General features: G+C 51.8%; 18 protein-coding genes and 1 riboswitch. Of the genes, 14 read left to right on the top strand and 4 right to left on the bottom strand.

Annotation, left to right across the window (positions count from 1 at the left end):
- The first annotated feature begins 25 nt into the window (after positions 1–25).
- The 9 genes from CBE73_RS09945 (at position 26) to CBE73_RS09905 (ending at position 12,389) form a co-directional block, all read left to right on the top strand.
- On the top strand, positions 26–1,402 hold the full coding sequence (locus CBE73_RS09945; RefSeq protein WP_094094103.1) for an MFS transporter: 1,377 nt from the start codon (positions 26–28) through the stop codon (positions 1,400–1,402).
- 394 nt (positions 1,403–1,796) lie between these two features.
- On the top strand, positions 1,797–2,180 hold the full coding sequence (locus CBE73_RS09940; RefSeq protein WP_217349730.1) for a cupin domain-containing protein: 384 nt from the start codon (positions 1,797–1,799) through the stop codon (positions 2,178–2,180).
- Positions 2,181–2,293: 113 nt separating this feature from the next.
- Positions 2,294–2,405, top strand: a riboswitch (purine riboswitch).
- A gap of 73 nt (positions 2,406–2,478) precedes the next feature.
- Complete coding sequence (locus tag CBE73_RS09935) at positions 2,479–3,495, top strand: EamA family transporter (protein ID WP_094094102.1); 1,017 nt, start codon at positions 2,479–2,481, stop codon at positions 3,493–3,495.
- 264 nt (positions 3,496–3,759) lie between these two features.
- The gene (locus CBE73_RS09930) at positions 3,760–4,710 is read left to right on the top strand and encodes an ArsR/SmtB family transcription factor (protein WP_094094101.1); all 951 of its coding nucleotides are present in this window, start codon (positions 3,760–3,762) and stop codon (positions 4,708–4,710) included.
- A gap of 243 nt (positions 4,711–4,953) precedes the next feature.
- Positions 4,954–6,324, top strand: a complete 1,371-nt coding sequence (locus tag CBE73_RS09925) for an ABC transporter substrate-binding protein (RefSeq protein WP_229752618.1) — start codon at positions 4,954–4,956, stop codon at positions 6,322–6,324.
- 76 nt (positions 6,325–6,400) lie between these two features.
- Positions 6,401–7,291 carry a carbohydrate ABC transporter permease gene (locus CBE73_RS09920; RefSeq protein ID WP_094094100.1) on the top strand — a complete coding sequence of 297 codons (891 nt, stop codon included), beginning with the start codon at positions 6,401–6,403 and terminating at the stop codon, positions 7,289–7,291.
- Positions 7,291–8,097 carry a carbohydrate ABC transporter permease gene (locus CBE73_RS09915; protein ID WP_094094099.1) on the top strand — a complete coding sequence of 269 codons (807 nt, stop codon included), beginning with the start codon at positions 7,291–7,293 and terminating at the stop codon, positions 8,095–8,097. The genes CBE73_RS09920 and CBE73_RS09915 overlap by 1 nt, the downstream gene beginning before the upstream one ends.
- A gap of 30 nt (positions 8,098–8,127) precedes the next feature.
- The gene (locus tag CBE73_RS09910; protein ID WP_174704697.1) at positions 8,128–10,569 is read left to right on the top strand and encodes a family 43 glycosylhydrolase; all 2,442 of its coding nucleotides are present in this window, start codon (positions 8,128–8,130) and stop codon (positions 10,567–10,569) included.
- A gap of 59 nt (positions 10,570–10,628) precedes the next feature.
- Entirely contained in the window at positions 10,629–12,389 is a 1,761-nt protein-coding gene (locus tag CBE73_RS09905; protein ID WP_094094097.1) for a glycoside hydrolase family 2 protein, read from the top strand.
- A gap of 85 nt (positions 12,390–12,474) precedes the next feature.
- Here the strand turns inward: CBE73_RS09905 and CBE73_RS09900 are convergent, their stop codons facing one another.
- The 4 genes from CBE73_RS09900 to CBE73_RS09885 all read right to left on the bottom strand — a co-directional run bounded on the left by CBE73_RS09900 (position 12,475) and on the right by CBE73_RS09885 (position 16,501).
- On the bottom strand, positions 12,475–13,017 hold the full coding sequence (locus CBE73_RS09900) for a GNAT family N-acetyltransferase (protein WP_174704696.1): 543 nt from the start codon (positions 13,015–13,017) through the stop codon (positions 12,475–12,477).
- Between the two features lie 41 nt (positions 13,018–13,058).
- The gene (locus CBE73_RS09895) at positions 13,059–14,480 is read right to left on the bottom strand and encodes a CynX/NimT family MFS transporter (RefSeq protein ID WP_174704695.1); all 1,422 of its coding nucleotides are present in this window, start codon (positions 14,478–14,480) and stop codon (positions 13,059–13,061) included.
- A 50-nt stretch (positions 14,481–14,530) separates the two neighbouring features.
- Positions 14,531–15,202 carry a FadR/GntR family transcriptional regulator gene (locus CBE73_RS09890; RefSeq protein ID WP_094094096.1) on the bottom strand — a complete coding sequence of 224 codons (672 nt, stop codon included), beginning with the start codon at positions 15,200–15,202 and terminating at the stop codon, positions 14,531–14,533.
- A 216-nt stretch (positions 15,203–15,418) separates the two neighbouring features.
- Positions 15,419–16,501 (bottom strand): LacI family DNA-binding transcriptional regulator, encoded by a 1,083-nt coding sequence (locus CBE73_RS09885; protein WP_094094095.1) that lies wholly within the window; start codon positions 16,499–16,501, stop codon positions 15,419–15,421.
- Between the two features lie 351 nt (positions 16,502–16,852).
- Here CBE73_RS09885 and CBE73_RS09880 point away from each other — a divergent pair, with 351 nt between their 5' ends.
- The 5 genes from CBE73_RS09880 (at position 16,853) to CBE73_RS09860 (ending at position 22,042) form a co-directional block, all read left to right on the top strand.
- Positions 16,853–18,187: an ABC transporter substrate-binding protein gene (locus CBE73_RS09880; protein WP_174704694.1), complete on the top strand. Its 1,335-nt coding sequence runs from the start codon at positions 16,853–16,855 to the stop codon at positions 18,185–18,187.
- 16 nt (positions 18,188–18,203) lie between these two features.
- Positions 18,204–19,079 (top strand): carbohydrate ABC transporter permease, encoded by an 876-nt coding sequence (locus tag CBE73_RS09875; RefSeq protein ID WP_174704693.1) that lies wholly within the window; start codon positions 18,204–18,206, stop codon positions 19,077–19,079.
- The gene (locus CBE73_RS09870; protein ID WP_094094093.1) at positions 19,066–19,905 is read left to right on the top strand and encodes a carbohydrate ABC transporter permease; all 840 of its coding nucleotides are present in this window, start codon (positions 19,066–19,068) and stop codon (positions 19,903–19,905) included. Before CBE73_RS09875 ends, CBE73_RS09870 begins: the two co-directional genes overlap by 14 nt.
- A gap of 53 nt (positions 19,906–19,958) precedes the next feature.
- Entirely contained in the window at positions 19,959–20,897 is a 939-nt protein-coding gene (locus tag CBE73_RS09865) for an MTP-1 family protein (protein ID WP_094094092.1), read from the top strand.
- Positions 20,898–20,965: 68 nt separating this feature from the next.
- Complete coding sequence (locus CBE73_RS09860) at positions 20,966–22,042, top strand: BtaManbiosPhlase (RefSeq protein ID WP_094094091.1); 1,077 nt, start codon at positions 20,966–20,968, stop codon at positions 22,040–22,042.
- The last annotated feature ends 92 nt before the right edge of the window (positions 22,043–22,134 follow it).

The following is a 22,134-nucleotide window of genomic DNA, read 5'->3' as shown; positions in this document are numbered from 1 at the left end:
GAATGCATGTTTAGGGGGAGCATATATGGACAAAGAGGTTCTGCAAAATAACAACGTCTCATCCGACCAGTTGAAAACCGGAAGATTGCTGGGGTATGGCATAGGCGATCTGGGATACAGCTTGGTCTGGATTTTGACCAGCACATTTTTATCCTATTATTATACGGATTCGGTCGGTATCGCAGCGGGAGCGGTCGGTACTCTGCTGCTGCTGACCCGCGTTCTGGACGGCATCAGCGACATCGCCATGGGGATCGTCATTGACCGGACGAAATCCAAACACGGCAAGGCGCGGCCCTGGATCTTCAGGATGGCCCTTCCGCTCGGGATCTCGACCGTTCTGCTGTTCTCCGTGCCTTCCGGTTTGAGCACGGGAGGCAAGATCGTTTTTGCCGCCGCAACTTATGTATTGATGAACTTGATTTATACCGCAGCGAATATTCCTTATAACACGCTTCTTGCGTTAATCACGCAGAACCAGTATTCCAGGTCGCTGGCCAATATTTTCCGGATGTTTTTTGCGATCGGGGCTTCGATCATTGCTTCATCGGCGACCATCCCGCTAGTCAAAGCTTTCGGCGGCGGACAATCTGCTTGGGCGACGGTGGCCGTCCTGTACAGCATCGTTATGATTGTTATTTTGTTTTTCCTGTTCCGCTACACGAAAGAAGTGGTGGGCAATGCCGGCGAGGTCAAAGACAACGTCCCTTTGAAAGTAGGGATCAAAGCGCTGTTTTCCAATAAATATTGGCTGCTCATGCTGCTGATCGGCGTATTTACCTATATCGGATCAGGCCTGCAGGGGGCGGGCATCTATTATGCGCAGTATATTTTAGGCAACTCCAGTTATTTAGGGATCATTAGCACGGCGGGACTGCTTCCGGTCTTGATCGGCATGCTGTTTATCGCCCCACTGATTAAGAAGTTCGGCAAACGGAATATCGCGATTTTCGGTGGCTTGCTCGGTTTGGTCGGCAATATTATCAAACTCACCAATCCAAATAGCCTGACCTGCTTTATAATTGGCAGTGTTGTAAGCGGTTTCGGAGGGGTGCCGCTGACCGCGGTACTTTATGCGATGGTTAACGATACCGTTGAATACGGGGAATGGAAATCCGGAGTCCGCACAGAGGGACTGGTGAACAGCGCCGCGAGCTTCGGCATTAAGGTCGGCACCGGTCTCGGCACAGCCATGCTGGGGTGGCTGCTTCAGCTGGGAGGGTATGTCGGCGGGGCGGCAACGCAGTCCCATTTGGCGAATTCCATGATCTTGGCCTTGAATATCTATATCCCGATGGTGATCGGGATCATCACCTTGATCTTCCTTTGGATGTATAAGCTGGACAAAAAATACCCGGTCATTCTGGAGGACTTGAAGCAGCGGAAATCTTCGATTAGTTAAGCAGGGATATAGAACGAGTATATGGAGCGTTATCTGATATGGATCGGTAGTTATCTATGAAGAGGTAAAAAGATTAGACGTGACCGGTTAATAGATCGCTGTAAACGATCGCCGGTCACGTCTTTATTTTTTCGAAAACGGCCTGTGCCTCGGGCAGCCCAGCCTCACTCGCGCCCGAATGGTACGCTCAAAAAAATCCGAAATGGATGGTTACGCCGCCCGGGTTTGGCGATATATTCGAAGGGAATACCCCCCCATCTTAAAATATCCGGCGCCTTGCCGGTCAGTTTTGAAATCGATTTCGGAAGGGCGCTGACTCCTGCTGGGGTATGCCTTGTTTAAAGCGTATTTGCAGACTGCAAAACACTATTCATTTTACCAAGGAGGAACAAGCATGATGGAAAATCTGCACAATGAAATCAAGCTCATCGCCAAAGACATTCACAACATGGAGTGGGATGAGCTGGTCAAGGAAAATACCGACATCAGAATGTACGAGAAGAAATTGCTCAACGATCCTGACACGGGCATGCTCATTAACTATTGCTATTATCCGCAAGGTTTTATCACCCCATGGCATATCCATGACAAAATGTCTCACGGCATGTATGTCCTGGAAGGGACGCTTTATACCAGCCAAGGTTCTTTTGGACCGGGAAGTTTTGTCTGGTTCCCCGAAGGGATCGTGGCCGAGCATGGAGCCGCTGCCGAAGGCGGGGCTACGGTATTGTTTATCACTAATGCACCGTTTAACATTACGTACCTGGATCAAGAATAGAAATCAACAGCTGCCCTATTAAAAAAATCGCCCAGAAGAAGAAGGTTGACAGCTCCTTACTTGCCATGTAATATATGAAAAGTTGTTGCTTGAACTTTATGCTGCGAAAAACGCAAGCTATTCTATATTCCTTTCGTATAACCTCGCAGGCCGATTCGTGTACACAGGGCGAGGGTTTCTACAGGAAGCCTTAACTTCCTAACTACGAAGCTATGAAAAGAGCTTAACGCTCCTTTCAGGCTGCGGGGTTAGGATTTTTTGCGTTTTGGATTCTTATTACCAGGGGGTTATCGAATCTATGAAATATTATATTGCCGTTCTCGCGGGAGCGATGAGTTACGGCATTTTATCTACGATAGTGGTGCTCGCTTACGGGCAGGGCTATGATTTGGGGGAAGTGGTGGGAAGTCAGCTTTTGACCGGGTTTATTCTGTCTTGGCTGCTTGCTTTCTTCACGAAATTCAGACAGGGCCGCAAGGCTTGCGAAGCGGGACGGCGTAATGGGCAAGGCGAAGAACAGGCCCAACAACGTCAACGTCAAGGTAAAAACGCAGGCCAAGCAGAGGTCTTGGCCGCAGCTGCCGGGGGGTTCCAGCAGCTGACCTGGAAGCAGCGCCTGCTGCTGATGGCGGCCGGTACGCCGACCGTCATTACCGGGCTGGTGTATTACCATTCGCTGCGGTACATTCCGGCCTCGCTGGCGATCCTGCTGCTGTTCCAGTTTACCTGGATCAGCGTATTGATTCAGGCTGTGCTCAAACGCCAGCGGCCTAATAAGGTCACGCTGCTGACGCTGCTGGTGCTGTTCGGCGGTACACTGCTCGCCGCAGGTTTCCTGGAGCAGGGGCTGAGCGAGTTTAATATTTGGGGCATCGCGTTTGGTCTGATGTCAGCGGTAAGCTACTCGCTGTTTGTCCTGTTTAGCGGCAGGGCCGTTCCTGCCGCACATCCGGCTTACCGGAGCGCCTGGATGGTAACGGGCGGCTTCGTCCTTTTGTGTATCCTGTTCCCGCCAACGTTTCTCTTCAACGGATTGATCTGGAGCGAGCTGCTCGTGTTTGGCCTGCTGCTCGGCTTCTTCGGGGCTTTCCTGCCGCCCGTGCTGTTTGCAGTCGGCGTCCCTCATACCGGCGGGGATATGGCCGGCATTCTCGGGGCGGCGGAGCTGCCGGTAGCGGTGCTGATGTCCTCGATTGTGCTGGGCGAGCATGTAAGTGTCCTGCAATGGGTTGGAGTGGTCATTGTTCTTATCGGCGTGGTTCTGCCGGAGTTGTATAAATACCGGTTGACCCGCTCCAGGATCAGTTATTCTTAACAAGCCGCTGGCACCGGAGATTTTTCAATCATTCATCCTATTCATTCATTTATTCCATAATTGATTCATTGAAGCATTCCTTAACCGGAATGCTTTTTTTCTTCCCAAAATTCCTCTTGTCCTCTCCTGTTTGATACAAAAAGTTCATTTTATTACCGAATTATTGATTTTGTTAACCGGTTTAAAGTAGTATTATGGTCATAGAAGTATTTTGACCTAGAAATGATAAGCAGCAGACGTCGAGTTCAAGAGGAGTGCAAAGTCATGTTAGAGCTAAGTTTTGACGATCCCGAACAGCTGGTGACGGTGGCGCATGCTTTATCGACGCGTTCGCGCGTGGATATTCTGCGTTTGCTGGTGTCCCAAAACCTTAATGTCATTGAGATTTCCGAGCTGCTCAAGCTTCCGGTGTCCACGGTGGCCAACAACATCCGGGTGCTGGAGGCCGCCAAATTGATCAATACCGAACTTCTCCCGGCTTCAAGGGGAGCGATGAAGGTGTGCAGCCGGAATTATGACGATATTCATATCGCGTTAAATCAGGAGAAATCGATTCCCAAAGGCGACATTAGGGTCTATGAGGTGGATGTGCCGATCGGCCATTACAGTGACTGCGAGGTGGTGCCGACCTGCGGCATGGCCAATGCCGAGGGGATGATCATCCGCGAGGACGAGCCGGCGAGTTTCTATCATCCAAAACATATCAGCGCCCAGATCATGTGGTTCCGCAAAGGTTATGTGGAATATTTGCTGCCGATGGAGATTCCTGCCGGATCGCGCATCGAGGCGCTGGAGCTGTCGATGGAGATGTGCTCCGAGGCCCCTAATTACGACAATAACTGGCCGTCTGACATTTCCGTCTGGATCAACGGCATCGAGATCGGCATGTGGACCTGCCCGGGCGACTTCGGCGACCGCAGAGGCAAGCTAAATCCATCCTGGTGGCTGGACTGGTCCACCCAATACGGCCTGCTCAAGACCTGGAAGGTCGACCGGGAGAAGACGACGCTGGACATGGAGAAGGTTTCTTCCGTTAACCTCAGCCAGCTGAATCTGGATCAGAGCCCGAAGGTCCGTTTAAGAATCGGCATCAAGCCGGATGCGGTCCATCAGGGCGGGATCAATTTGTTCGGCAGGCAGTTCGGCGATTACGAGCAAAATCTGGTCATGAAGGTGCATTTTGTGCCCGAGGAAGAAGAAGGAGCCCAGGCCTAAGCAGCTTATTAGCTTGCTCGTAAGCTGTTCATAAGCTGACAAAATCTCTTTATAAAAGGCTGTTAGTTGCAGGATTACTGTAGCTAACCGCCTTTTTTAATCTTTATAATTACAAAATAATTGTTTGAAAGCGTTGACATAGGACTTAACAGGGCCTATAATCGCCTTAAAGATACAAAAATTATGTAATAAAACAGAATTGATGTTTGTATCTTTCACTTTTAAATTAAAGGGGAGACACGAATGAAGAAGAGAAGTTTCGGTTTTATGTTGCTGACGCTGCTGCTATCGTTTTCCGTTGTTTTGAGCGCCTGCGGAAATAGCGGCGGGGGAGGCAATGCGAGCAGCGGCGGGAACGAATCCAGTTCCAATTCCGGCAATGGCAGCAACGCGGCTTCCGGCAATGCAGGTGACGCTTCGGACAGCGGCGGAGAGAAGGTAACTTTATCTTTCTGGACTTTGTTCGACGGCGGCGACGGCGACAACATGCAGGCTCTCGTCGATGAATTCAACAAAACCCACCCGAACATTCAGGTTAAAAATACGAAGTTGGTATATGCAGAATATTACACCAAGCTGATTACCGCCGTAGGCAACGGCAACGGCCCCGACATCGGGATCTCCCATGCTTCGCGGCTGCCTGACTTGATCGATCAAGGCGTCGCTACAGATTTGAACGCCGCAGCTGAAGCTGCCGGCGTGGATTGGAGCACGTTCAACCAGAACCTGCTCAGCGCGGATACGGTGGACGGCGTGCATTATGCCGTGCCGATCGATACCCACCCGTTCATTATGTACTACAATAAAGCGCTGCTGAAGCAAGCGGGCTTGCTGGGGGATGACGGCAAACCGGTTATGGAACAATCGGAAGACGGATTCATGAACTTTTTGAAGACGCTTAAAGAGAAGCTGCCTAGCAAGATTACACCTTTCGCGTTGTCTAACGCAAATGACGACCCTTACCGTTTCTGGTGGGCTTTGTATTCCCAACAAGGCGGCAACGACGTTATTTCCGATGATTTGAAATCTGCGGATATCGATAAGGATAAAGGCATAAAAGCAGCTGACTTTATTCAGAAATTATATACCCAAGGATACATCAAGAAAAACGATCCGGATTTCTACAAAAATTTCCAAAGCGGCACTGCAGCTATCATGATGACCGGCGTATGGGCAACAGGTACTTGGGAATCCACGAAAGGCTTAGAATTCGGAGCGATGCCGATTCCGAAGATTTTTGATCAGGAAGCCACTTGGGGCGATTCGCATACCATCATTCTGCCGACGACTTCGAAAGAAGATCCGGCTAAACGGAAAGCGGCCATGGTATTTGCCAACTGGGTAGCCGATAACGGCCAAATCTGGGCCAAAGCGGGACATATCCCTTCCAAACCGTCCGTATTCGAAAAACCGGAGTTTAAAGCTATGCCTTACCGCAGTGATTATGTTTCCGTTGCCGATACCGTTAAATTCAGCAAACAATCCACGAAAACGCAACAGATTCGCGACAATGTTTCCTACAAATACTTGAACGAAGTATGGGCAAACAAAATGACGCCGGCGGATGCGATGGACAAAATGCAAACCGATATCCAAAAAGTCTTGAACGACTAAACGACAATAGAAACGATCACAAGCCTGGCGGAACCTTTGCGCGGGCTTGTGATCTTATTGAACGGGGGAAAGGCAAATGAAAATGAAAAAGCTTAGAGCGGATGTCCTTGCCCTGTTATTCCTCCTTCCTTTCTTAATTGTTTATTGTCTGTTTACCATTTGGCCCATGGTTAAAGGGGTTCAAATGACCTTTTACAAATGGACTTTAATCAAGAAGATGGGGTATATCGGCTGGGATAACTACAGGAACGTCATACACGATAAAGAAGTTTGGCAGGCATTGTGGCATTCGGCGATCTTTGTTGTCCTGTCAACGCCGACCATGATCGTGCTCGGCATCCTGCTTGCTCTTATTGCCAACCGGAAATCGGTTTTGCAAAAGTTTTACCGCAGCATATTTTTCATCCCCAGCATATTGTCCGTTGCGGTTGCTTCTTATCTCGGCTTGTTTGTTTTCCAGCCCTATACGGGGCTGGTGAATTCAGCACTTCATCTTGTTCATATCTTGCCGGAAAACACGGAAATCTTCTGGCTCACCGAAACGGGCTTAGCATGGATTACGGTTACGCTCGTTACATTGTGGTGGACTGTCGGATTCAACTTCATTCTTTATTTGTCGGCTATGCAGGAAATTCCGGATGAGGTTTACGAAGCGTCCAAACTGGACGGAGCAAACGACAACCAGATTTTCTGGCGGATTACGATTCCTTATTTGGCGCCGATCACCAAGATGATCACTATGCTGCAGATTATCGCGTCCTTTAAAGTGTTTATGCAAATTTACATTATTACCGGGGGCGGTCCTTTGGACAAAACCCGGCCGATCATCCAGCTCATCTACCAAACGGGCTTCAAGAAGAACAATCTCGGTTATGCGGCCACCATGTCTTATGTATTGTTTATCGTTCTTCTGGTGCTATCCGCGCTGCAGTATTGGATCAATAACCGGAAAAGGGGAGATCTCTGATGAAATGGCTGTATCGCATCGTTTCGGTGGCAATGGCCTTTTTATTCGCCATCCCGCTTATCTGGATGCTGGTTGTATCCATCAAACAAGAAGGCATGAAGATCATTACTGTGCTGGACTGGTTCAAACCTCCATTCTCCTTTGCGGTTTATCATGAAATCCTTACGGGAACGAAGTTGACCAACTGGATGGGCAACAGCATTTTGGTGGCGGTTATCGTCATGGTTCTGACGGTAATTATCGCCGCTATGGCCGGTTTTGCCTTGTCCAAAATCCCGTTCCGCTACAAGACGTTTATGTTCTTCCTGGTGCTTGCGGGGCTTCTCATTCCGGGCGAAGCAACGATTATCCCGCTTTACCAGGTTGCTAAAGATATGCATTTGCTGAATTCCTATCGCGGAATTATTATCCCGGCGCTGGCTTCGCCGATAGCGGTAATCGTGCTCAAAAGCTTTTTTGACGGCATTCCGAACGATTTGCTGGAGAGCATTCAAATGGACGGCGGAGGGATTTGGAAAATATTCACGCGCATCGTTCTGCCGCTGACGCGTCCGGCGCTGGCTTCCATGGCGATTTTGACCTTTATCGGCTCCTGGAACAACTTCCTCTGGCCGTTCCTGTCGATTACGAACGACAACCTGTTTACGCTGCCGATGGGGATTCCGACGCTGATGAGCCAATATTCGGAGGATTACGTGAAACCGATGGTTGTCAACGCGATCGCTTCGGTGCCGATCATCGTATTGTTCGTGATCTTCGAGAAGCAAATCGTCAAAGGGATCAGCATGTCGGGGATCAAAGGATAAGCGACCTTGGGACGAAGCGGAGGAATGCGGATGTTTACAAACAAATGGTGGGCCGGACTTCTGGTCCTTGCTTTAAGCACCGGCATCGCAGGCTGCGGAACGGGTAACGAAAAGGCAATTGACCCAGGCGAACATACTTACGCCAACCCGGTGTCGCTGGACGGCGAGTGGGAACAGTACGGCCTCGGAGACCCTTTCGTATTCTCCTTTAACGGTTATTATTATCTGTATGTCAGCACAAGGGATACCGATACGGGAGTGAAAGTTTGGCGCTCGAAGAACCTCGTGGATTGGGAGTATAAGGGGCTGTGTACGGAAGAACCGGAGACTGCGGCGGCGTACGCGCCAGAGGTGCGGTACTGGAATGGTAAATTTTATATGTATACCTCGCCCGCTGGGCAAGGGCATTACGTGCTTACAAGCGATAGCCCGCTGGGACCTTTCCGGCTCTCAACCGAAAATTTCGGGCGGACCATCGACGGCACGACCTTTGTTGACGATGACGGAAAATGGTATTTCTACTATGCCGGAGCAAACGGCATCCAGGCGGCGTCTATGACGGACCCGCTTACCCTGGCGCCCGAAGAAGTGCAGACCGGCGCGTTTATGGGCGGCTGGACGGAAGGCCCCACCGTATTTAAACATAATGGAAAATATTTCATGAATTACACCGGGAACCATGTGTTCAGTTCCGGGTACCGCGTCAACGCTGCCGTCAGCGATAATCCGCTGCAGGGCTTTGCGGGTTTTGAGGGCAACCCCGTTCTTCTGCGGTCCGAAGGGAAGACGGTTGGGCTCGGCCATAACTCGGTGGTTACGGGCCCGGACCTCGATACGCAATACATGTTCTACCACAACCTTGAAGGTCCCGGCATCGTTGGGCCGCTGCGGCATATGAACATGGACCGCATCGTTTGGAACGGCGACCGTTTCAGCGTATGGGGGCCGACGTCGAGCCCGCAGCCGGCGCCACTTCTGCCTGCCTTTGCCGATTATTTTGACCGCTCGTCGTTAGGGGGCGACTGGTCGGCAAAAGGGCAGGGCAAATGGACGATAGACGCGGACAAAGGCATGGAAGGCGATTCCCTTGGCCGGCAGAAGGATTCGGTTTTGCTGGCCAAACCGGACACCGGAGCCGGTTATACGGCCGAATTCCATGTTCAGGTCAAGGAAGGGGAAGCGGCGGGAGCCGTGTTCTCCTACAAGGATAGCAAGAACTTCGGGGAAGTTCTGCTGGATAAGAAAACCGGCGAAATCACCGCCAAAGTCTATCGCGCAGGAACGATCGTGGGGCAGCAGAAAGCCCTGCTGCCGCAAAATTTCGATGCCGGAAAGCTGCAAAATCTCCGCATCGAAGTCAGCGGCAAACAGGTGCGCATTTTTGCGGCAACGATGAGGCTGCTGGACCTTGAGCTTCAAGCCGATGTAGGCGGCGGAAAAATTGGCTATGTGTTGAACGATGCCAAAGCCGGCTTCGGTTACACCGCTTTCAGCAACTTTGTGGACGGCAGCGGCATCCGGGAAGCATATGCGCCGGTTCCGGGGGAAATAGATGCCGTTGATTATGCGCATGCAGGCAAGCATAGCGACGCTAAAATCGAAACAAAGGATCGGGGCGGTTATGACGCCCTGAGCCTGAACAGCGGAGCCGAGCTTAGTTATCAGGTCAATGTGGAGGAAACCGGACTTTACAGCCTTCATTTTCATATTCTGCCGGCTTCGAAAGAGGTTTCCTTCCGGGTGACGGACGAGAAGGGACAGCAGCTTGCTTCCCTGAAAGCCGAAGCCGGACCTGACGGAGAAGAATGGCAGACGATTTCTGCTCAGGGCATCAAACTGGAAAAAGGGTTCCATCAGTTGAAGGTGCAAATGGAGTCGGGAGCAATGGACTTTGCATGGTTTAAAGCGGCTGCTTATACGCCCGTAAAATCGGCAAGCGAGGAGTTCGACAGCAAAAATCCATTAGGTTGGACCCGCTACGAAGGAGAATGGTCGATTAAGGAAGGGCAATTGCGCGCTTCATCCATTTCGCCGGCCAAGATTTTGTATGGCGACTATGGCTGGTCAGACTATACGGTAACGGCCGATTTCACGGTTCCTGAGGCAGGAGGCCAGACCGGCATTTTGATCCGGGCGACCGATCCGGCAAATGGGATGGAACGGAACCAGAACCGGGATGATTTTCTGCGCGGCTACTTTATTTATCTTGACGACCAAGGAATCCATTTAGCCAAACATGACTATTCGACGGTGCCGCTTGCAGATGCGGGATACGACTTGCCTGCGGCTGGGCAAACGTTCCGTTTAAAGGTGTCGGCCCGCGGGCCGGAAATCAGCGTGTATGCGGATAACGGTTCCGATCCGGTATTGACTTATATAGACAGAAGCGAACAACCTTTCCTGCAAGGGAAAATCGGCTTTAAATCAGTGGGAACTTCCTCCCGCTTTGACCGAATAACCGTAGAAAAATAATTGGCCAGGCTCCGCAGGCCTGATTCTTACTAATTCACAGAAAGCTTGGTGCAAATGATATGACAACAAAAGCATACCGCAAACAATATCCGCGTCCGCAGTTTGTCCGCAAGGATTGGGCGAATTTGAACGGAGAATGGGATTTTGCCTTTGACGACCAGGAGGCCGGGGAAACCGGCGAGTGGTACGCCTCTTTTCCGGAAAGCCAGATCATTAAAGTGCCGTTCACTTATGAAACGGCGGCAAGCGGGATCGGGATCGAGGCTCCGCATTCCCGGGTCTGGTACCGCAAAAAGCTGGAGCTGCCAAAAGAGGCGGAAAACAAGCGGACGATATTGCATTTTGAAGGCGTGGATTACAAAGCGAAACTATGGGTGAACGGTACTTTCGTGGGCCAGCATGAAGGCGGCTACGCCGCTTTTTCCTTCGACATTACGCCTTATGTCGTGCGCGAATCGGAGAACAACCTCGTAGTCAGCGTAGAGGACAGCATGAGCTGCACGCAGCCGAGGGGGAAACAACGCTGGATGCGGGACAGCTTTGAATGTTTCTACGTACAGACTACGGGAATCTGGAAGACGGTCTGGCTGGAATTTGTCAATGAAGCGCGCATCGATTCGGTCAAGATGACGCCGGATATCGATCGGCAGATGATTCGTTTCGACTTTCAAATGCAGGGCCAGGAAGGGAAAAACAACCTGCGCCTCGAAGCGGAGATTACGCTGAAGGACCAGCCGGTCCGCTCGGTCAGCCTTTCGGTGGATAGAGCCTGGCTCACCTTGGAAACCAGCGTGCTGCACGAAGCCGGCGGGCCTTGGAAGCAAAGCTTGTGGTCGCCGCAAAACCCGAATCTGTACGATGTAGAGTTTGTGCTGTATGAAGGGGAACGGGAGATCGACCGCGTCGCTTCCTATTTCGGCATGCGCAAAATTTCGATCGAAAACGGCCAGATCCTGCTCAACAACGGACCGCTGTATCAGCGCTTGATTCTGGATCAGGGCTACTGGACCGATAGCCATCTGACCCCGCCTTCCGAGGAAGCGCTGATCGAGGACATCGACGCGATTGCCGCCATGGGCTACAACGGCCTGCGCAAGCATATGAAGATCGAAGACGCCCGGTTCCTGTACTGGTGCGACGTCAAAGGCATGCTGGTCTGGTCTGAAATGGCGGCCACTTACGAGTTCAACGATGAAGCGGTTGAGCGTTTTACAAGAGAATGGCTGGAGATCGTGCCGCAGCAGTATAACCATCCGTGCATTATTACCTGGGTGCCATTTAACGAATCATGGGGCGTACCGCAAATCGGCCATGAAGTGAAGCAGCAGCAATTTACGGAAGCGATCTACCATTTGACCAAAGCGATTGATCCTTATCGTCCTGTTGTGACCAACGACGGCTGGGAGCACACCGTTTCCGACATTTTGACCCTGCATGATTATGTGGAGCGCGGCGAGGATTTCCTGGCCATGTATAAGGACAAAGACGTGGTGGTGAACAACGGGGTAGCCTTCAACCAGTGGAAACATGCTTTTGCCGAAGGCTACGGCTACAAAGGCCAGCCAATCATCATCAGCGAATTCGGCGGCATCGCGTTCCAGACGGACAGCGGCTGGGGGTACGGCAACCAGGTATCTTCCGAGGAAGCTTTCCTGGAGCGGTTCGCCAGCATTGTCGGCGCGATCAAAGCGACGCCTTACATTTCCGGTTTCTGCTATACGCAGATCACCGACGTACAGCAGGAGGTTAACGGCCTCTTGACTGAGGACCGGAAACCGAAGGTGCCTCTGGAGAAGATCCGCGAGATTAATTTGGGCTAATCACAGGTTCGATGAAAAAAGAAAGCTGGCCTTCGGCGTTGCCGGAGGCCAGCTTTTTGTGCTGCAAGCGGGTGCAGGGTGCGTGCTACCCTAAGATTTTATAGAAATACAGGGTGGTCCCGATCTTAGGGTTAAACGTTTGTTTCATCGTATCCGCCCCGCCAAGCTTCATGCCCTGCTTCAGGTAGAAGCGGCAGGCGTTCAGATTGTCGTCCTGGGCCTCCAGCATGATGCCGCGCAGTCCCTGCTCCAGCGACCATTTTTCCCCGGCTTCAAAGAGCCTTTTCCCGATCCCGCGGGATCGGTGGCTTTGGCGGATTGCGATATTTTCCACGTAGGCCATGCGGTTCCAGTCTTTCACCAGACGGATCTGTCCGACGCAGATGTCCTGATCATAAGCAAGAAAAATGATTTTATCTGATTTGCCGATATAATCGTCGCAGTTTAGCTTGTCGTTCGGGAACTTGATTTCATAGGGGACCTCGAACAGTTCCTCCTGTACGGACCACTCGTGATTCAGAAAAGTAGGCACCAGCCGGCCCGGCGCCGGAAAAGGATCGTTTGCCGCGTTTAAATCCCGGGTTTGGCTGTGCTCCATCGGTGTGATGCGGATTTGCTGGGATTCCATGAAAGTCCTCCTTGTATGGACACCTCTATGGGTATCCCTTTCTATTCGGGGAACACGTACCGTTTCCCTTTAGACGGCGCAATCCCGACCAAGATCAGCACGGCTGCTGCGGCGAACAGCAGCAGCATCGGCATGTTCCAGGAATTGGCGGCATCATGGATGGTGCCGAACAGGAACGGCCCGGTTGCCGCCAGCAGATAACCGATCGACTGCGCCATGCCGGAAATTTCGGAGGCTTCCTGCGCCGTACGCGTCCGCAGGCTGAAGAACATCATCGCCAGGCTGAACGATGTACCTCCGGCTACACCAAGCAGAAGGACAGATAACGAAAGGATGCCCAGATTTCCCTGCGCAAGCAGAATGCCGGCGAAGCCGAGGAAATAGAAGCAGCCCGTTCCAACCATCAATCCCAGCTGGCTGCTCATCCGGGCGGCAATAATCGGAATGATAAACGTAAACGGAATAAGACCGATTTGCAGCAGGGACAACATAAACCCGGCTTGTTCATGGGATAAGCCTTGGCCCAGCAGCATGTCCGGCAGCCAGGCGACAAATACGTAGAAGACCAGCGATTGCAGTCCCATATATAACGTGATGTTCCAGGCCAGTCCGGAACGCCAAACGCTGCGTGGGCTCCCGGACCTTCCAGCGCCTAAGGCCGGTTTCGCAGAAGCGGGAGCTGCTGGCGTAGTGCCGGAACTGCCCACAGGCCGGGCAGAATCGCCGTTTCCTGTACGGGCAGCCGAGACCTGTACGGCGGCCGCTTTATTTTTGCCCTGTTTGGCATTATGTCTAAGCTGCGGCAGCCAGAACAGAATGGACAGCAGGGCAATCAGCGTAATCGTCAGCAGGGTGCCTCTCCAGGAGAGTGAGGTGCTGCGGGCGATCGGCACGCTGACGGCAGATGCCATAGCAGCGAATACGTTCATCGAGATGGAATAAACGCCGGTCATAATGCCAAGGCGATGCGGAAATTCCTTCTTGATCAGCGCGGGAAGCATAACGTTGCCGACAGCGATGCCAAGCCCGGTAACGACGGTACCCAGCAGCAGTGAGGCTTCGTTTCCGCCTTGGCGGATCAAGCTGCCCGCCAGCAGCACGATCAGGGCGGCGAACAAGGTATGCTCAATGCCGAATTGCCGGGCCAGCTTGGGGACGAAAGGGGATAATCCCGCAAAAGCGAGCAGCGGCAGCGTGGTCAGGAACCCGGCCAGCGTGCCTGAAATCGGAATATCCAAACGAATTAAATCCAGCAGAGGACTAACGGAAGTAAGAGGCGTTCGCAGGTTGGCAGCGATAAGAATGATGCCGACCAGCAGCAGCGCCACGCTTCTTTTTACATCATTTTGCTCGGCCTCCAGCTCGGATAAGAGGCTTCTGGATGGCTGAAGCGAAGCGTTGCCGGTCTGTGACCGGCGCTCAGCCTGTTTACGGGTTTGAGGGGTCATATCTATTTCTTCCATAAGTATGGTTCTCCATTTCTCTTTAATTTGTATATTAATAGATGGAATCTCTATGAGATTAAAGTCTTTTCCTTGAAAAAGGCGATATAGCGGTCGACTTCCAAAGCCGCTTTGTCCGCATCGCGTTCTTCAATGGCTTCGACGAGCACCAGATGTCCGATTTGAGAGGATTCCCCCCATTCGGTCGTTTGGGCAATAGAGGTTAGGATCTCGGCAAAAAGGCTCAGATAGATATCGGTCAACAGGACGTTATGGGAGGCCGTTACAATCGCCTGATGAAGTTTCCAGTCTGCCTGAACAAATTGTTCCAGAATTTGATGCTGGTGGGCCGTTACACACAGCTGGGCATACTTTTTGATTTCTTCAAGGTCTTCATCCGTCCGGTTAACGCAGGCCAGCAGAACCGCTTGCCGGTCCAGGGCATGCCTGACCTCAAGCGTTTCGAGCAGGGTGGAACGGTGAACTCTTTTTTGCATAATTGCATCCAGCTCGCTTGTAGCTATCACAAATGTACCGTCCCCCTGCCGGGTATCCAGCAGTCCCACATGTACGAGAGCACGGACGGCTTCCCGCAGCGTGTTGCGGCTGACGCCCAGCTTCTCCATCAGCTCGGTTTCACTAGGAATCCGCTGTCCCAGCTGCCAGGTGCCGGAGGAAATCATGTTCTCCATTTCGGCGTACGCTTGCCCCGATAACGAAGTCCGACGCAGTTTGTTGATCATAAATCAAAACTCCTTATTAAACGTAGGATGTTTGAACCAGTTCGTTATTTAGGATAAAACAAAGGGATTGAAAAGTAAAGATTTTTATAAAAAATAAGATAAAATTAGCTCTAGTCGTTTGAAGACCAGAGCCAAAGAAAAACCAATGAGACATAATAGATAAAGGCCTTCCGAATAACGGAAGGCCTTCTTAAGTTTAGACAAGATTAACTGCTTTTATTCAGACGGTTTCTCAGGAGGCGGAGCTGTTGACTCCCGGATCAGCAGCTGCGTCGGCAGCAGAATTTCCGTATAAGGCTGCTGCGGATTCTCAAGCCGGCTGAACAGCTGCTTAAGCGCATAGCTGGCAAACAAACTTCGATTCACATCCAGCGTGGTGGTTGAGGGGGTGCATACCTGCGACAGATAACCGTTGTCGAAGCTGACGACCGACACCTCCTCCGGAACCTTAATGCCCAGATGCTGCAGGGCAGACGTAATCATAAAACCAAAGCCGTCGTTGACGCAGAACCAGGCGGTCGGCCGTTCCTTCATTTCGGCGATTGTTCCATGTACATAGCTGCTGTCCTCGACGGCATCCTGAATCAGCCAGTCTTCGCGAAGTTTGAGGCCGGCTTCAAAGGCGGCGAGACGCATGCCTTCAAGCCGCTCATAATGACTGGGAGAATAGTCGATATCCCCCATAAATCCGATGTCCCTGTGGCCCAGCTCAATCAGATGCCGTACCCCTTCATAAGCGCTGAACCGATTGTTGGTCAAGATGCTGTCGGCTTCCAGCGACGGATGGTGGTGATCGATCAGGACGGTAGGAATGCCGGTGTCCAGCACGGCTTGTACATAAGACGTCGTGATGTGGCTCAGAATGAGAATACCGTCTACCGAACGGTTCTCCAGGAAGGCGGGCAGCCGAAGCGCCTCCGCGTCTTCCGGGCTGATCGATTGAATAATGAGTTCATAGCCGTATTTTTTCAGTTCTTTGTCTACACTTAAATAGATGTCTCCAAAAAACGATTTTCTGGAGAAAGCATAATCCGAAGCAATAAGGGCGATGGTGCCGCTGTCCGGAAGAATGGCAGAAGGACCACTGGAAGGACCGATGGAAGAAGGGTGAGCGGCAGCTTCGTCCTGCTGGCCCCGGCGGCTTTTTCCATAGACGTACCCCATTTGTTCGGCAGTTTCCCTTACCAGTGCGCGCGTTGCTTCACTGACTCCGTCCTTCCCGGCCAGCGCCTGGGAGACAGAGTTTTTGGATATATGAAGATGGTCTGCGATATCCTGCATCGTAACTTTAGTTTTCAAAATGGATTCAACCTCCGTCAAGCAATAACCGGGTATTAAACCGGTCTTGCATTCGTTTTCATTTTTTCAGTTCCGCAGACGGCTGTCAAGCATTCCCTGGCCTTGCCTGAGGCATCTTTAGAAGAAGTGATTTCCTCACCAATATTGTAACGTTACAAAATTGATTTGTAAACTAATTTGTAATTCTAATTTTTGGGATTGGATTAATCGATTATACTTGACAAAACTATGACAGAAAGTGATAATGAATGACATAAGCGCTTACATTAATGAAAAATAACCATTTTGTAATGTTACTAACCTGATTTTTTTACTAAAATCAAATTACTTAATTATGGGGGTCATGTTCGAATGATTAAAAAATCACTTGGTGTACTGCTGACCGCTGCACTTGCCACCACGATATTATCTGCCTGCTCGACAGGTCAAAGCTCAACGGGAAACAGCGGAAGCGGAGGGAGCTCCAGCGGGGTAACAACCATTGAATTCTGGGCTGCACCTAACCCTACGCAGCAGGCTTATTGGCAGGAAATGGCCAAAGCTTATGAATCGGAACATTCTAATGTGAAAATAAATGTGAGTGCGATCAAGGAATCGCCTACATCCGAAGCCAGCATTCAATCGGCCATCGCGGCCAAGAGCGCACCGACGATGTCGGAGAATATCAACCGCGGTTTCGGCGCCCAGCTCGCAGACAGTAAAGCGCTGGTTCCGCTCGATACGCTGGACGGCTTCCAGGACATCATCAAGGAACGCAATATGACCAATACGATCGAGCCTTGGAAGTTTGCGGACGGCCATCAATACGTGCTGCCGATCTATTCCAACGCCATGCTGTTCGGCTGGAGACTCGATGTGCTGAAGGAGCTTGGTTACAACGAGCCGCCGCAAACCTACAGCGAAATCGTCGAGCTGACGAAGAAGCTGAAAGACAAATACGGCGACAAAAAATATCTGTGGGCCAAAGCCGATCTAGCCGATCCTACAGCCTGGAAACGCTGGTTCGACTTCTACATGCTGTATGATGCAGCTTCCGGGGGCAATAAGTTTATTGAAGGCAGCCAGTTTACCGGCGACCAGAAAGCCGGCGAAGAAGTGCTTACTTTCGTAGACAATCTGCGCAAAGAAAGTGGACTGCTGGCCCGTCAGGTGACCGATCCGTTTGAGAACGGCGTAGGCGTCTTTACCGACGTAGGTCCTTGGACATTTACGACCTGGAAAGAAAAATACCCGAACCTGAAATATGGCGAGAACTTTACTTTGTCGATGCCTCCAGTTCCGGACGGCATGGATCCTAAAGACAGCAAGACGTTTGCCGATACCAAAGGTTTGGTCGTTTACGCCTCTGCGACGAAAGAACAGCAGGCGGCTGCTATCGACTTTATCAAATGGTTATATGCCGACGCGGCCAACGACGCGAAATGGTTTGAGCAGACCAACCTGCCGCCGGCGCGCGACGATTTGACGACGAACGATTCCTTTAAAGCCATCCTGGATCAACAGCCGGAACTTAAGCCTTATGCGGAAAATGTGCCAAACGCGATTCCGCCGATGGATAACGCGAAATACAACGATCTGCAAACCATCATCGGAACCGAAGCTTTTAACAAAGTCGTTAAAGGGGAAATTTCTCCGGCAGACGGTTGGGCCAACATGAAGAAAGCGATTGAGAGCGCCCTTCAATAAGGAAGGATGACCGATTATGGATCAAAGAAACAATAAAATGGGCTGGTTATTTACCAGCCCCTACCTTATCTATTCGCTGATATTCTTTTTCGGGCCGCTGATCTGGTCGTTTTTCCTGTCCGTTACGGATTGGAACCTGATTGCGCCGACCTTTAACATCATTGGGTTTGAAAATTTCATGGATGCCTTAAAATCGCCTAGCGTTCATTCGGCATTCTGGGTCACTTATAAATTTATGCTTATCTTTGTGCCGATCGTAACGGTGCTGGCGATTGCGGTCGCTGTGCTGGTGCACGGACTGCCGCGGTTCAAAAGCCTGTTCCTGATCGGTTTTTTCCTGCCCTACCTGTCTTCGGGCGTCGTTTCGTCCCTGATCGTGAAAGGGCTGCTGTCGTATACGAGCCCGCTGAACGTCTTTTTGCGGAAAATAGGCTTGGATATCGACTGGCTGGGCACACCATTATCCGCTTTATTTATCGTCGGCCTCATTCTGGCCTGGAAATTCACGGGTTATTACGCGCTGATTCTGACTTCCGGCTTGGAAAGCATCGACAAGGAAGTGTATGAAGCAGCCGCCATTGACGGCGTTACCGAGCGCCAGCGCTTCTGGCGCATTACGCTGCCGCTGCTGTATCCGTCGCTGTATACGACGCTGATCCTCGCGTTTGGCGTAACGTTCGGGATTTTTACCGAGGTGTACCAATTGACCGGCGGGGGTCCAAACAATGCGACCAACACCTGGCAGATGGAAATTTTCAAACAGGCGTTTACGAACCTGCAGGCCGGTTACGCTTCGGCGGTAGCTTTGCTGGCTTCGGTCGCCACCTTCATTTCGATCTTTATTATTCGTAAATTACTGGAGATTTGGGGGAAGAGAAATGGTTGGGTCTAATCGAAATCGCGGCGTCAGACGAACGGTCCGGTATGTGCTCGCCATTGCCCTGCTTCTTGTGATGGTTTATCCCTATCTCTATATGGTGCTCAATTCGTTCGCGGACTGGACGCAGATTGATAAACAGCTGCTGCCGACGAAGTACAGCCTGAAATCCTATGAGTGGCTGTTCACGGGAGGAGAGACGGGCATTACCCGTCCTTGGCTGCATGCTTTTCTGAACAGCGTCATCGTTTCGCTGGCCTCAACGGTGCTGATGATGATCTTCGGCGTGATGGTCGCTTACGCGTTGTCCAAGCTGAACTTTTTCGGACGGAACGCGATCAACAACTTTGTGTTGTTCCATATGTTTTTCCCGGCCATCATCCTGCTGATCCCGACATTCCTGATTATTCAGAGAGTAGGGCTGTATGACAGTTATTTGGGGCTGATCCTGCCTAAAGCGGTCAGTTTATGGGCGATTTTTATGTACACCAACTTCTTTAAAGCCGTTCCGACTGTCTTTATCGAAGCTGCGCGGCTGGACGGAGCCTCGGACCTTAAGATCATGTACAAGATCATGCTGCCGATGTCCAAGTCGATCACCACCGTCATCTTCCTGTTCCTGCTGATGGAACGGTGGACGGAGCTGCTGTGGGACATGATCGCTGTCAAAAGCGACAGCATGCTTACGCTGAACGTGCTCATTTCGCAAATGTTCGGGCCTTACGGCTCGTATCCGGGTCCGCTCTACGCGGCATCCGCGCTGCTGACACTGCCGATTATCATCATGTTTATTATCTTCGGCAAGAAGTTCCAGGAAGGCATGCAGTTCAGTTTGAAATAAACAAAACGTTAAACAGATAAGAAGGCCAATGGGGTAGGAGGAAGGAATCAATCATGACTAGACCAAAAGAAACCTTGGACTGCGTAAAGCTGCTCGATGAATACCAGCGTAAGCAGGCCAGAGCGGAGAAAGCCGAACGCCTGCTGTTTGAAGGGGTGGAAGGCAAAGATGTCTACAATATTGCCGCTCCTTTTGAAGATCAAGGCGAAATGGTGCTGCCGGGCCGCGTCGAACCGCGGGACAGCGAGCATTCGCAGGTGATGTTTTTCGTGGAGCGGAGCGGGAAGTGGCAGCCGCGCGAAGGCGCGCCGGTCTTTGACCTGCAGGACCCGTTCCACACCCGGATCGGCGGAGAGCTGATCATAGGCGGGGTGCAGATTTATCCGCATCCGGACCAAGCAGGCATGCTGATGTGGCGTACGGTTTTTTACAGCGGGAACAGCGTGAGCGAGCTTAAAGAATTTTTTAAGGGCCCGGACGGCATGAAGGACTTGCGCCTTGTAGAGCTGGCTGACGGCAGCATCGGCATCTTTACCCGGCCGCAGGGCGAGAAAGGCGGACGCGGCAAAATCGGATTTGCCCGGGTTCGTTCCCTGAAGGATTTGACGCTTGAGGTCATTAACGATGCACCGCTGCTGGAAGGGCAGTTCAGCGACGAGGAATGGGGCGGCGCCAATGAAGCCCACCTCCTGAAGGATGGCCGGGTAGGTGTGCTGGGGCATACCGCCTGCTACGACAAGGCCGGCGACCGCCATTATTATCCGATGGCCTTTGTGCTCAATCCAAGTGACGGCTCTTTCACCGATATGGAGCTGATTGCCGTACGCGACCGCTTTCTGCCCGGACCGGCGAAACGGCCGGACCTGCAGGATGTCGTCTTCAGCGGCGGCCTGGTCCGCAACGCAGACGGCACGGCCGTGCTGTATGCCGGCATCAGCGATGCCGATGCGCAGCGTATCGTGATCGACGATCCTTTTGCCAAATTCGAATAATGCTGGACGAGAAAGGGAGCGCCGGACTTTATTTCGTTAACTAAAGTGACTACAAGGAGCTAAATGCCATGAATATATACCGTTATGAACAAAATCCGCTGATTACGCCGGCTGATGTCAAACCGCACCGCGAAGGCTTTGAAGTGATCGGCGCGTTTAACGCCGGGGTGGCTGAATATAAGGGAGAAACGATTTTGCTGCTCCGCGTGGCGGAGCGGCCGGTCAGCCCAGATCCGAACATCGTGCTGGCTCCGGTTTATAATCCGGAGAAGCAGGATCTTGAGCTGGTGGAGATCCGGCTGGACGATGAAAGCTATGATTTCTCCGACCCCCGGGTCATTGTGAAGAAAACCGACGCTCCGGCGTTTGAATATCTGACCTCCCTGTCTTATTTGCGGATAGCCCGCAGCAAAGACGGGCGGCATTTTACCATCGACGACGAACCGTTTATTTACCCGTCCAATTCGCTGGAGATTTTCGGTATCGAAGACCCGCGGATTTCACAGATTGGAGATACCTATTACATTTATTTCTCGGCGGTTTCGCCGGTAGGCATCGGGGAGGCGATGGTGTCGACGAAGGATTTCCGGACCTGGACCCATCATGGCCTGATTTTTGGCCCGGACAACAAGGACGTCATTATTTTCCCCGAGCGCATCAACGGTAAATATTACGCGCTGCACCGCCCGACGACCAAAAGCGTAGGCCGCCCGGAAATCTGGATTGCCGAATCGGACAATCTGCTGTATTGGGGCAACCACAAACATCTGATCGGCCTGCGCCAGGATATGTGGGACAGCGGCCGCATCGGCGGCGGCGCCGTTCCGATCCGCACCGAACGCGGCTGGCTGGAGCTGTATCACGGGGCGACCAAAGACCATCGGTACTGCATGGGCGCCGTTCTGCTTGATCTGAACGATCCGACCAAAGTGATCGCCCGTTCCGGCAAGCCGGTCATGGAACCGGAAGCGGATTATGAAACCAAAGGGTTCTTTGGCGATGTGGTGTTCTCCTGCGGGGCGACTGTTCACGGGGACGTGATCCGCATGTATTACGGCGTGGCCGATACCTCGATGGCTTGCGCCGAGCTGAGTCTGAATGAGATTCTCGAGAGTCTGGAGCCTGCGGAGCAGCTGGCGCGGTAAGACGAATAGAATGGCCGGAATGAACTAAGCTTGCAAGAAGGACCTCCCTAAAGACCAAATAGGGAGGTCCTTTTTTATATGCCTTTTCCTTC

It is taken from the genome of Paenibacillus physcomitrellae, from assembly GCF_002240225.1.
Taxonomy (GTDB): domain Bacteria; phylum Bacillota; class Bacilli; order Paenibacillales; family Paenibacillaceae; genus Fontibacillus; species Fontibacillus physcomitrellae.
Note: the sequence above shows the minus strand (reverse complement) of the source record. Positions and strands in the feature narration are given on the sequence as shown.